This window comes from Kutzneria sp. CA-103260 (assembly GCF_018263855.1).
Classification (GTDB): Bacteria; Actinomycetota; Actinomycetes; order Mycobacteriales; family Pseudonocardiaceae; genus Kutzneria.
On record NZ_CP073318.1, the window covers coordinates 10,478,409 to 10,491,192 of the forward strand.

A 12,784-nucleotide genomic window follows, 5' to 3' on the forward strand; every position below is an offset into this window, starting at 1 on the left:
CAGCGCCCCGGTGAACGAGGGCCGCCGTAAGCTGCCAGGCAGACCCAGTCAGCGGAGGGGGAGCGATGACCGGCGCGGGTTGGGACCCGTTCGCGGAGGCCGAGCGCGGGGCCTCGATGGGGCGCACGACGGTGCTGACCACGCCGGACGGCGCGTGGTGGCTGCTCAATCCGGGCCAGCCGTGGCTGTGGTGGCGCGGCGTCGGCCAGTGGCGGCCGATGGCCCCGCCGCCGGACCCGGCCTTCCGTGCCACGGCCCGGCCGGCCCAGCTGCCCGGCGGCCAGCCCATGCCCCAGCAGCCCATGCCCCAGCAGCCGATGCCGCAGCAGGCCTTCCCACAACAGCCCGCGCCCCAGTCGGTGCCGCAGCCGGGCTCGCTCTACCCGGAAACCCCGCAGCAGCAGCCGTTCCCGGCGCAGCCGCAGTACCCCCAGGCCCCGGTGTCACAGCCGTTTCCGACGCAGCAGCCGGTGTCCCAGCCGTTCCCGGCCCAACAGTTCCCATCGCAGCAGTTCCCCGCGCAGCCACAGCCCTTCCCGCAGCCGGCCGCGCAGCCCTTCCCGCAGCCGATGCAGCCCGCGCAGCCGCAGTCGCCGCCCCCGCTGCCGCAGCAGGGACCCCCGCCGCTGCCGCAGCAGCAGGGCCCGGTCGCGGTGGCCGAGGCGCTGTACGGCGGCGGCCACTTCGTGCGCACCGGCGAGGCGGTGGCGGCCTTCTTCGACAAGGCCAAGCGGGTGATCCTGTGGGCGGACGGCATCCGCCACGCCGAGAACACCGCGGGCCAGGCCAACCCGATCATCCTGCTGGTCGGCCAGCAGCACAGCGGCCAGCGGCGGTTGGTGCGCTCGTTCGCCCCGTTCATGAAGGCGACCGACGCCATCAGCGAGCCGGACCCGGTGATCAAGACCGCGGCCAGCCTGATCCTGTCGGCCAAGGAGCAGGAGAAACCACTCGAAGCGGTGGTGCGGGCGGCGATCAGCGCGGCGTACCAGAAGACGCCGGTCCTGATGATCGAGAACGCCGACGCGCTGCTGGCCGACGCCGGCGACCGGGCCAGCATGATCGACATCATCGTGGAGGTCGCGCACGACCAGGACGAGTGCGCCGTCCTGGTGCTGGCCGGCAGCCCGGCCTTCCTCAAGCAGCTGACCGACGCCGCGCCGGCGGTCGCCCAGCGGGCGCTGGTCTACCACCTGCCGGACTTCGAGCAGCGGTCGGCGGCCGAGGTCCTGCTGGACGTGCTGGCCGGGGAACGGCAGGCGTCGATGACGCCGCAGGCCCGCGCCGGCCTGGCCGATCTGGTCACCGGCGGCCGTGCGCACCGCACGATGGTCGGAGCCCGGCGGGTCGAGGCCCTGCTGGAGACGGCCTGTCAGAGCGCGATCATGCGCAGCGTCATGCCCGGCCTGGTCCGCATCGACGTCGCCGACCTGGCGGAACTGCGGCAGGCGGCCAGCGGCGACGGCCGGAAGTCCGCCGCCGAACTGCTCAACGAGCTGAACGCCATGGTCGGCCTGGACTCGGTGAAAAGCCAGGTCAACAACCTCGTGTCCGAGTTGCAGGTGGACGAGCGCCGCCGGGCGGCCGGCATGCCGATCCCACAGCGCAGCCGGCACTTGGTGTTCACGGGCAATCCCGGCACCGCCAAGACCACGATGGCCCGGGTCATCGCCGAGCTGTACCGGGAGCTGGGCGTGCTGGCCGGCGGGCAGCTGGTCGAGTGCATGCGGGCCGATCTGGTCGGCGAGTACATCGGCGAGACGTCCGGCAAGACCCGCAAGCTGATCGAGCAGGCCTACGGCGGCGTGCTGTTCATCGACGAGGCCTACAACCTGGTGCAGGGCGGCGACGAGGACTACGGCCCCGAGGCGGTCGCCGAGCTGCTGGCGCAGATGGAGAACCACCGCGACGACCTGATCGTCATCGTCGCCGGCTACCCGCGTGAGATGAGCACGTTCCTGGACTCCAACCCGGGCCTGCGCTCGCGGTTCCAGACCCGGATCGAGTTCCCCGACTACAGCAACGAGGAACTGGGCCGGATCTTCCAGCTGATGGCCAAGTCCCAGGGCTACGAGCTGGGGCCGGACCTGTTGGCCGGGCTGCCGGTGCGGATGAGCCGGATCAGCCGCGGCAAGGGCTTCGCCAACGGCCGGTCGGCGCGGCAGCTGCTGGAGGCGACGATCAGCCGGCAGTCGGCGCGGCTGGCGGCCGACCCGAACTCCGACGTCTCCTCGCTGAACATGTTGGTGGCCAACGACATTCCGGCGCCCGGCGACATCGGTGTGCGCATGGGCGCCGGCGGGGCGCAGCGCAGCCTGCCGGATCTGCTGTCCGAATTGGACGGTATGATCGGCCTGGAGCCGGTGAAGCGGCGGGTCCGCGCGATGGTCGCCGAGATGGACGTCGACAAGCAGCGCCGGGCCCAGGGGCTGCCGGTGTCGGCCCGCAGCCGGCATCTGGTGTTCACCGGAAATCCCGGCACCGCCAAGACCACGGTGGCCCGGTTGATCGGCGAGATCTACCGCGAGCTCGGCGTGGTCACGTCCGGACACGTGATCGAGGCCCAGCGGTCGGATCTGGTCGCCGAGCACACCGGTGCCACCGCGCCCAAGACACGGGCCGTCTGCGAGGACGCGCTGGGCGGCATCCTGTTCATCGACGAGGCGTACACGCTGACCGGCGAGCAGGGCGACTTCGGCGCCGAGGCCGTGGCGGAGCTGTTGGTGCAGATGGAGAACCACCGCGCCGACATGATCGTGATCGTCGCCGGCTACCCGAAGCTGATGGACGGGTTCATGGAGACCAACCCGGGCCTGCGGTCGCGGTTCGCCAACCGGGTCGAGTTCCCGGACTACAGCAACGAGGAACTGGCCAGGATCTTCCTGGCGATGGCCCAGGGCCAGGGCTACACCACCGCGGACGACCTGGTCGCGGCCCTGCCCGACCGGATCCGCCTCATCCCGCGCGGCCGCGGCTTCGCCAACGGGCGATCGGCCCGGCAGCTGCTGGAGGCGACGCTCACCCAGCAGTCGGCGCGGCTGGCCGGAATCGGCCGGGCGGACGCGGCGACGCTGAACGCGCTGACCGCCGCCGACCTGCCCGCGCCGGACGAAGCCGGGGTGGCGCAGGGAAGCGGCGGCCGGCGCAAGACGCTGCCGGAGCTGCTGTCCGAACTGGACGCCATGATCGGGCTGGAACCCGTGAAGCAGCGGGTGAAGGCGATGGTCGCCGAGATGGACATCGACAGCAAGCGGCGCGCGGCCGGCATGAAAACCGCGGAACGCAGCCGCCACTTGGTGTTCACCGGCAATCCCGGCACCGCCAAGACGACCGTGGCCCGGCTGATCGCGCAGATCTACCGGGAGCTCGGGGTGGTCAGCGGCGGGCACGTCGTCGAGACGCAGCGCTCCGACCTCGTCGCCGAGTACATCGGCCAGACCGCGCCGAAGACCCGCGCCGTCTGCGAGAGCGCCATGGGCGGCATCCTGTTCATCGACGAGGCGTACACGCTGATCACCAACGGGGAGAAGGACTTCGCCCCGGAGGCGGTCGCGGAGCTGTTGGTGCAGATGGAGAACCACCGCGACGACCTGATCGTCATCGCCGCCGGCTACCCCAAGGAGATGGACGAGTTCATGGAGGCCAATCCCGGCCTCCGGTCCCGCTTCGCCAACCGCGTCGAGTTCCCCGACTACAGCAACGAGGAGCTGGCCCGGATCTTCACGGCGATGGCCGGGGGCCAGGGCTACCAGCTGGCCGAGGACCTCGTCGCCGCGCTGCCGCAGCGGATCACCCGCATCCCGCGCGGGCGCGGCTTCGCCAACGGCCGGTCGGCGCGCCAGCTGCTGGAGGCCACCATCACCAAGCAGTCCGGGCGGCTGGCCGCGGCCGGCGACATCGAGCCGTCGGCGCTGAACACCTTGGTGGCCGACGACTTGCCCGCGCCCGAGGACAGTGGTGTGCAGCAGGGCGACGGCGGCCGGCGGCGCGGCCTGGCCGAGCTGCTGGCCGAGCTGGACGGCATGATCGGCCTCGCCCCGGTGAAGGAACAGGTGCGCACGCTCGTCGCCGAGACTCGGGTCGACGCTCGTCGCCGGTCCGCCGGGCTCAAGGTCGCGGCCCGCAGCCGGCACCTGGTCTTCACCGGCAATCCCGGCACCGCCAAGACGACCGTGGCCCGGCTGATCGCCCAGCTGTTCCGTGAGCTCGGCGTGCTGTCGTCCGGGCACCTGGTGGAGACCGGCCGCCCCGACCTGATCGCCGAGTACCTCGGGCAGACCGCCGGCAAGACCCGGGCCGTGTGCGAGAAGGCGATCGGCGGCGTGCTGTTCATCGACGAGGCGTACACGCTGGCCAACGGCAGTGAGCACGACTACGGGCCGGAGGCCATCGCCGAGATCCTGGTGCAGATGGAGAACCACCGCGACGACCTGCTGGTGATCGCCGCAGGCTATCCCGCCGACATGGACCGCTTCCTGGACGCCAACTCCGGCCTGCGGTCCCGGTTCGGCGCCACCGTGGACTTCCCGGACTACACCGACGAGGAGCTGGTGGGCATCTTCGAGGTGATGGCCAAGAGCCAGAGCTACCTGCTCTCCGACGACCTGCGGACTGCCCTGCCCGCCGCCGTCGCCGCCATCGACCGGGGCGTCGGCTTCGCCAACGGCCGCTCCGCTCGGGGCCTGCTGGAACGGACCGTCGCCCGCCAGGCCGTGCGGCTGGCCGGACCCGACGTCGATCTTGACGCCCTGCCGGACGAGGAGTTGCAGACGCTGCACGCCGTCGACCTGCCGGGGTGAGGCAAAAGCACCTCACGACGGGCACCATTCGGCCGACCGGTTCACGACGATCGGCGGAAGATGCTCTTTATGTCCGATTGTGACGGTCTGACAGGAAAGGTGTGCTTCTGGGGCGTTTGTTCCCCAGGAAAGGGACTTCCCCGTGACCGCACACCTCAGACGCCGGGCCGGTGCCATCGCGCTGGCCGGCGTGCTCGGTGCGAGCGCCTTCGCGTTGGCCACCCCTGCTGCCAGCGCCGAGGACGCCCCCCGCCAGCCGAGCTCGGCCAAACAGCTGGACAAGCACGACCGCGAGCTGCTCGCCGAGGCCGAGCGGGCCGGCAAGCCGACCGTGACGCTGGTGGTCGCCGCCGAGCCCGGCCGCACCGACCAGGCGGCCCAGCAGCTGCGCGACCTGGGCGGCGTGGTGCAGACCGCCGCCAAGGACGTGGACTACATCAAGGTCGAGGTGCCGCGGGCCAAGGCCGAGAAGGCAGCCGAGCTCGGCGCCGTGAAATCCGTGGACGTGGACGGCCTGATCAAGCAGGACGACCCGAAGCCGGAGGGCACGAGCGCGCCGCTGCCGCAGAAGCCGCCGGGCAAGGACACCCCGCGCGTCAACCCGTACATGCCGACCGGGGACACCGGCGCCGCGCAGTTCGCGCAGCAGGTGCCGCAGTGGGACGGCCGTGGCACCACCGTCGCGGTCCTCGACTCCGGCATCGACCTGGACACCCCGGCGCTGGCCAGGACCACGACGGGCGAGCGCAAGATCGTCGACTGGTACAACGCGAACTCCACCGACTCCGGCGACGGCACCTGGGTCGCCATGTCCAAGACCCGCTACACCGGCAAGTTCACCGCCGGCGGCCGCACCTGGACCGCGCCGGCCACCGGCGGCCCGTACACCGTCGGCACGCTGGCCGAGACCGCCGGCGACCTGGCCGCCGGCGAGCTGGCCGGCGACCTCAACCGGGACGGCGACAAGGTCGACTCCTTCGGCGTGCTGCAGGACGTCACCACCAAGGAGGTCCGCGTCGACACCGACGGGGACGGCGACTTCACCAACAACGCCCCGATGATCGACTACAAGGTCCACCAGGACGTCGGCCACCTGGGCCCGGTGCCCTTCGTGGTGCAGACCGACCGCTCGGTCTACGACAACGGCGGCACCGCCCTGGTCAACATCGGCATCGCCGGCGCGGCCCACGGCACCCACGTCTCCGGCATCGTCGCCGGCAACTCGCTGTTCGGCGGCAAGATGGCCGGCGCGGCCCCCGGCGCCAAGCTGATGGCGGTCAAGGTGTGCCTGACCTCGGCTTCCTGCACCGCCAGCGGCCTGGTCGACGGGCTGCTCTACGCCGCCCGCAACGGCGCCGACACGATCAACATCTCCATCGGCGGCCTGCCGGCCCTCAACGACGGCAACAACGCCCGCGCCGACCTCTACAACCGGACCATCGCGCAGTACAACGTGCAGCTGTTCATCTCCGCCGGCAACAGCGGCGCCGGGGCCAACACCGTCGGCGACCCGTCAGTGGCCACCGACGCCATCAGCGTCGGCTCGTACATCACCGATGCCACCTGGCTGTCCAACTACGGCTCGGTCACGGCGGCCAAGCAGGGCCTGCACCCGTTCTCCTCGCGCGGCCCGCGTGAGGACGGCGGCTTCAAGCCGGACATCGTCGCCCCCGGCTCGGCGATCTCCACCATCCCCGGCTGGCAGCCTGGCGGCCCGGTCGCCGGCACCTACCCGCTGCCCAGCGGGTACGCCATGTTCAACGGCACCTCGATGGCGTCCCCGCAGGCCACCGGCGCGGCGGCCCTGCTGATCAGCGCGTACAAGGCGACTCACCACGGGCAGCGGCCGCCGGTCGCCGCGCTGCGTGAGGCGATCAAGTCCACGGCGAAGTTCGTGCCCGGTGTCGGCGCGTACGAGCAGGGCGCGGGCCTGATGGACGTCTCCGCAGCCTTCCACCGCTTGCAGGACAACGTCTCGCCGGTGTCGGTGACCGCGAGCGTGCCGGTGAACACCGTGCTCGCCGGCCAGCTCAAGACGCCGGGCCAGGGCGTCGGCATCTACGACCGCGAGGGCGTGACCAGCGGCAAGTCCTACACCCGGACCTACACGCTGACCCGGACCTCCGGCCCCAACCGGAACACCCGCTACGACGTGCAGTGGACCGGCAACGACGGCACCTTCCGCTCCGCCGGATCCGTGGTGTTGCCGCTGAACAAGCCGGTGACCTTCGACGTGAAGGTCGATCCGAAGGGCGATGGCGTGCACTCCGCGCTGCTCCGCGTCGCCGGCACCACTCTGCTCACCATGAACACCGTGGTCGCGGTCAAGGACTTCACCGCCGCCAACGGTTATTCGCTGAGCCACAAGGGCAGCGCCAGCCGCAACGAGAGCTCCAGCGTGTTCGTCCGGGTGCCGGCCGGCGCGTCCGCGCTCAAGGTCGACCTGGGCGCGAGCACCGGGCAGATCCGGTTCCTGCGCAACGACCCGACCGGTGTTCCGCTGGACTCCAACACCTCCACCAACTGCTACCTGCCCGACGCCGGCGCCGGATGCGCCGGTGGCTCGGCGACCAGCCGCACGGTCGTCAACCCGATGCCGGGCGTGTGGGAGATCGCCGTCGAGGCGCGGCGCACCTCCGACGCCGCGACCATCCCGTTCACGCTGACCACCTCGCTGATCGGCACCAAGATCAGCCCCGAGACCGACACCATCGCCTCGGCTCCGCTGGGCAGCCCGGTGGCCCGTAGCTACAGCGTGTCCAACCAGCTCGCCGCCATCACCGGCCGGCTGGCCGGCGGGCCGCTGGGCAGTTCGGCCGTGACCCGGCCGACCATCGCCAAGGGCGCCGCCCAGACGTTCGACGTGACCGTGCCGGCCGGGGCCACCTCGTTCACCGCCAAGATCGGCAACCCCGCCGATCGCGGCGCCGACCTCGACATGGTCGTCTACGACTGCACCGGCGGACCCTGCGTGCAGGCCGGCACCAGCGGCGGCTCCACCGCCGAGGAGCAGGTCACCATCGCCAACCCCGCCGCGGGCCACTGGCGCGTGGAGATCGACGGCTACGACGTGCCGGCCGGCACCACCGCCTACGACTACAGCGACACCTATCTCGCCCCGTCGCTGGGCAGCGTGACCGTCACCGACGCCAACGCCGCCCGCCCGTCCGGCAGCTCGTGGACCGTCTCCGGCGCCGTCACCGCCGGCGCCCAGCCCGGCCCCGGCCGTGTGCTCCGCGGCGAGCTCACCCTGGTCCTCGCCGACGGCACCGTCGTCGGCCGCTCCTCGGTGATCGTCCAGTCGGTCAGCTGACCGCGGCGTTGTTCCCCAGTGGCGGGCCCCGGTCGGGGCCCGCCACTGCTGTGTCGAGATGTCGACATTTCCGAGGCGCCCGGCGCCGGCGACAAATCAAAGGAGCCCTGACCCGCGCCTCTGCTAAGCTTCGAGCCACATCGCGCGGATTTTCTGCATGAAAGAGCCTGAAGATTTCTTCAGGGAGGTGTCAGAGGTGCTTCGGAGCTTTCGGGTGCTCAACCACCGGTCGATCCGGGACGAGCAGGAGTTGGCGCTGACGCCGGTCTACGGGGACGAGCCGGCGGTCCCCGTGGCGGCGGTCTACGGCGCGAACGCGTCCGGCAAGTCCAATCTGTTCGGCGCGCTGGAGTTCATGGCGTCCGCGGTGCGCGACTCGTTCGGCCGCTGGTCGCCGGACGGCGGCGTGCCGCGCCAGCCGTTCAAGCTCACGCCGGAAGCGGCCGAACAGCCGTCGGGCTTCGTCGCGGAGTTCATCGCCGAGGGCGTGCGCCACACGTACGGATTCGTCGTGGACGACCGGGTCGTGCGGGAGGAATGGCTCCACAGCTATCCGGAGAAGCGCAAGCGGGTCGTCTTCGAGCGCGAGGCCGGCGGCATCAAGGTCGGCAGCACGGTCGGCGACCTGCGGGGAAAGCTGGACGTGCTCAAGGCGCTGGTGCGGCCGAACGCGCTCTTCCTGAGCGTCGCCGCGCAGTCCAACGTGGGCCAGGTGCTGCCGGTCCACCGGTTCCTGACGGAGAAGCTGGCCTTCCGGTCCCGAGGTGTGCGGCGGCAGGACCTCGACCGGGTGGCCCGGGTGCTTCAGTCGGACGAGCGAGATCGTCTGGTGGACCTGGTTCGCCACGCGGACATGGGCATCGTCGGCGTCGAGGTGGCACCCCGGTCCCGAGCCGAGGCGTTGCTGAGAGACGCCCTCGTGCGGGAAGGCGGCCCGGCCCTGCCGATCAGCGAGGAGCTGTGGTTCACGCATTCGGGCGGTTCCAGGGCGCTCTCGTTCGACGAGCAGGCGGGCGGGACGAGGGACTGGGTGCTGTTGATCCCCGCCGTGCTCGAAGCGCTGGACGAGGGGCGGACCCTGGTGCTGGATGAGATCGACACCAACCTGCACCCGCTGCTGACGGCCCAGGTGATCCGGCTGTTCCAGAAGCCGGCGACGAATTCCCGTCGGGCGCAGCTCGTGCTGATCACGCACGACGCCACGCTGCTCGGCACGGCGATGCTCGGTGTCGAGCCCGGAGAGGAAGTGCTCCGGCGCGATCAGGTGTGGTTCGTGGAGAAGGGAGTCGACGGGGTGAGCCGGCTCTCCGCGCTGTCGGCCTTCCGCCCGCGCAAGGGGGAGAACACGCAACGGCGCTACCTCTTCGGCAGCTACGACGGCGTGCCGGAGCTGAACGAGTGGCAGTTCGCCGACGCAGCGCCGAGCCGCCGTGCGTCGTGACACAGCCAGGGACGGCAACACCACGCCTCAGCAGCGCCGTCAGATCCTGATCATGTGCGGTGGCACCCGGACCGAGCTGGACTATTTCGACGGGCTGAGGAGGTCTCGACGGAATTCGGCGGTCCGGGTGACGGTGATCGCCAAAGGTGTCGCGCCCGACCAACTCGTCCGGCATGCCAAACGCATCGGCAGCGACTACGACGAGATGTGGTGCGTCGTGGACGCGGACGAGTTCGACATCGCGAAGGCCGCCCGGCTGGCGGACGAGCTGGGGGTGCGGCTGGTGGTGTCCAACCCGTGCTTCGAACTGTGGCTGCTGCTTCACTTCACCGATCACCGCGGCGTCTGCTCGAGCTACAAGCAACTGCTACCGAAGTTGATCAAACACGTTCCGGGCTATGACAAGTCTCGTGTCGACTTCGCGCAGTACAAGCCGGGGGTGGCCGTCGCGGTCGAGCGGGCGGAGCGGCTGGATCCGAGTGGGCGGGATCATGGTCGGAACCCGTCCACAGGAGTGTGGAAACTGGTCCGGCAGGTCCTCCCGGGCTGAAGCACGGCCGCGGGCGGATACCCTGAAGCACGTGTCTTCCCCCTCCACGTCCCGCCGTGTCGCCCTGCTCACCCTCGGTTGTGCCCGCAATGAGGTCGACTCCGAGGAGATGGCCGGGCGGCTGACGGCCGACGGCTGGCAGCTGGTCGACCCGGACGAGGGCGGCGCGGACGTCGTGCTGGTGAACACGTGCGGGTTCGTGGAGTCGGCCAAGAAGGACTCGGTGGACACGCTGCTGGCGGCCTCGGATTCCGGGGCGAAGGTGGTGGCGGTGGGCTGCCTGGCCGAGCGCTACGGCGCGGAGCTGGCCGAGAGCCTGCCGGAGGCCGACGCGGTGCTGGGCTTCGACCACTACCCGAACCTGGGTGAGCGGCTGGACGACGTGCTGGCCGGCCGCAAGCTGGACTCGCACAAGCCGGTGGACCGCCGCACGCTGCTGCCGATCAGCCCTGTGCAGCGGCCGCAGAAGGCCCCCGAGGTGGCGCTGCCCGGCCACGGCACGGCCTGGGGCCCGCAGGTGCTACGCACCCGCCTGGACAACGCCCCGGTGGCCCCGCTGAAGATCGCCTCGGGCTGCGACCGGCGCTGCTCGTTCTGCGCGATCCCGAGCTTCCGCGGCGCCTTCGTCTCCCGTAGCGCGGAGGACATCCTGGGCGAGGCGGCCTGGCTGGCCACGCAGGGCGTCCGCGAGCTGTTCCTGGTGAGCGAGAACTCGACCTCGTACGGCAAGGACCTGGGCGACGTCCGGGCGCTGGAGACGCTGATCCCGCAGCTGGCGCAGGTGCCGGGCATCGACCGGGTCCGGGTCTCCTACCTGCAGCCGGCCGAGACCCGCCCGGGCCTGGTCAAGGCGATCGCGACGACACCGGGCGTCGCGGACTACTTCGACCTGTCCTTCCAGCACTCCAGCGAGGCGGTGCTGCGCCGGATGCGCCGCTTCGGCTCCACCGACTCGTTCCTGGCGCTGATCGAGCAGATCCGGGAGCTGAGCCCCACCGCCGGCATCCGCACCAACGTGATCGTGGGCTTCCCCGGCGAGACCGAGGACGACCTCAAGGAGCTGGAGCGCTTCCTGACCGAGGGCCGGCTGGACGCGGTGGGCGTGTTCGGCTACTCCGACGAGGACGGCACCGAGGCCCTCACCCTGGACGGCAAGCTGGACGCGGACACCGTCGCGGAGCGGGTGGCCCGGTTCTCGGCGCTGGTCGAGGAGCTGACCACCCAGCGGGCCGAGGACCGGATCGGCCAGCAGGTGGTGGTGCTCGTCGAGCACGAGGAAGATGAGGACAGCGACTGCGTCGGCCGGGCCGCCCACCAGGCGCCCGAGGTCGACGGCGAGTGCGTGGTCGTCGAGGCCGAAGGCCTGAAGGTCGGCGACCTGGTGCGGGCCGAGGTCATCGACAGCGAGGGGGTGGACCTCATCGTTCGTCCGATCGAAGTGCTGCCACGATGAGCTCACCCACGGCCGGCGAGCACAGCGCCGACGAGCCCAGAGCCGTGCCGCTGCTCAACATCGCCAACGTGTTGACGGTGTCGCGGCTGGTCATCGTGCCGTTCTTCCTGCTGGCGCTGTTCACCGGCGGCGGCGTGGACCTGCTGTGGCGGATGGTCGCGTTCGGCCTGTTCGTGATCGCCTCGATCACCGACCGGATCGACGGCGACCTGGCCCGCAAGCGCGGCCTGGTCACCGACTTCGGCAAGATCGCCGACCCGATCGCCGACAAGGCGCTGACCGGCTCCGCCCTGGTCGGGCTGTCCATCCTGGGCGACCTGCCGTGGTGGGTGACGATCGTGATCGCGGTCCGCGAGCTGGGCGTGACTCTGCTGAGGTTCTGGGTGATCCGGCACGGCGTCATCCCGGCCAGCCGCGGCGGCAAGGCCAAGACGCTGATGCAGATCGTGGCGATCGGCTTCTACCTGCTGCCGCTGCCGCCGTGGCTGCTGTTCGTGCGCTGGGTGACGATGGGCGTCGCGGTGCTGCTCACCGTGGTGACCGGCGTGGACTACGTGGTCAGGGCCTTCCGGCTGCGCGCCGTGGCCCGCCGCTCGGTCGCGGGAGCGCCGTGACGGCGGACCTGGTGGCCCGGCTGCGCGAGTTGCGGCAGACGGTGGCGACGGCGGAGTCGCTGACGGCCGGCCTGGTGGCCGCCGAGCTGGCCTCGGTGCCGGGGGCGAGCGCGGTGCTGCGGGGCGGCCTGATCGTGTACGCGACCGAACTGAAGGCCAAGCTCGCCGGCGTCGACGGGGGACTGCTGGCCGAGCACGGGGCGGTGCACCCGGACGTCGCCGCCCAGCTCGCCGCCGGGGCGCGGGAGCGCTGCGCGGCGACCTGGGGCCTGGGCCTGACCGGCGTCGCCGGCCCGGACCCGCAGGACGGCGTCGCCCCCGGCACGGTGTACGTGGCGGTGGCCGGCCCGCCCGGGGTCGAGGTGCGCCGGCTGGCCCTGACCGGGAGCCGGAATCAGGTCCGCGAGGGCAGCGTGACCGCGGTGCTGGAGCTGCTTCGTCACCGCCTGGGGTGAACCGCGGGTAGCCAAACGTGCCCGGATCGGCTGTCTCAAAGTGTGGCAAGCCGCTCGATGGGGTGGTGAACCCGTGGCCCCCGTGACGCGTTCCAAGATCGGGAGGATGCTGTCCTGGAGCGGCTCAAGCCCAGGTCAACGCCCTGCCGGGGATCTTGC

At 71.2% G+C, this 12,784-nt stretch carries 7 protein-coding genes; all 7 read left to right on the forward strand.

The features are described from left to right. Positions 1-65 precede the first annotated feature (65 nt). Positions 66-4,799, forward strand: coding sequence for an AAA family ATPase (locus tag JJ691_RS47110; RefSeq protein WP_249227480.1), 4,734 nt, complete (start codon positions 66-68; stop codon positions 4,797-4,799). Between the two features lie 142 nt (positions 4,800-4,941). Then, positions 4,942-8,112, forward strand: coding sequence for a S8 family serine peptidase (locus JJ691_RS47115; RefSeq protein ID WP_249227481.1), 3,171 nt, complete (start codon positions 4,942-4,944; stop codon positions 8,110-8,112). A gap of 196 nt (positions 8,113-8,308) precedes the next feature. After that, a complete protein-coding gene (locus JJ691_RS47120; protein WP_211765876.1) occupies positions 8,309-9,553 on the forward strand; it encodes an AAA family ATPase in 1,245 nt (414 codons plus the stop codon). Between the two features lie 52 nt (positions 9,554-9,605). Next, positions 9,606-10,103 (forward strand): RloB family protein, encoded by a 498-nt coding sequence (locus JJ691_RS47125; RefSeq protein ID WP_249228357.1) that lies wholly within the window; start codon positions 9,606-9,608, stop codon positions 10,101-10,103. A gap of 31 nt (positions 10,104-10,134) precedes the next feature. Beyond that, positions 10,135-11,556: a 30S ribosomal protein S12 methylthiotransferase RimO gene (gene rimO / locus JJ691_RS47130; protein ID WP_211765878.1), complete on the forward strand. Its 1,422-nt coding sequence runs from the start codon at positions 10,135-10,137 to the stop codon at positions 11,554-11,556. After that, positions 11,553-12,170, forward strand: a complete 618-nt coding sequence (pgsA, locus tag JJ691_RS47135) for a CDP-diacylglycerol--glycerol-3-phosphate 3-phosphatidyltransferase (RefSeq protein ID WP_211765879.1) — start codon at positions 11,553-11,555, stop codon at positions 12,168-12,170. The genes rimO and pgsA overlap by 4 nt, the downstream gene beginning before the upstream one ends. Then, positions 12,167-12,625, forward strand: coding sequence for a CinA family protein (locus JJ691_RS47140; RefSeq protein WP_249227482.1), 459 nt, complete (start codon positions 12,167-12,169; stop codon positions 12,623-12,625). The genes pgsA and JJ691_RS47140 overlap by 4 nt, the downstream gene beginning before the upstream one ends. Positions 12,626-12,784 lie beyond the last annotated feature (159 nt).

What these genes read in the sequence shown, in the direction of transcription:
- JJ691_RS47110 (WP_249227480.1), top strand. Translation starts at nt 66, where the DNA reads ATGACCGGCGCGGGTTGGGACCCGTTCGCGGAGGCCGAGCGCGGGGCC.
- JJ691_RS47125 (WP_249228357.1), top strand. Translation starts at nt 9,606, where the DNA reads ATGTGCGGTGGCACCCGGACCGAGCTGGACTATTTCGACGGGCTGAGG.
- pgsA (WP_211765879.1), top strand. Translation starts at nt 11,553, where the DNA reads ATGAGCTCACCCACGGCCGGCGAGCACAGCGCCGACGAGCCCAGAGCC.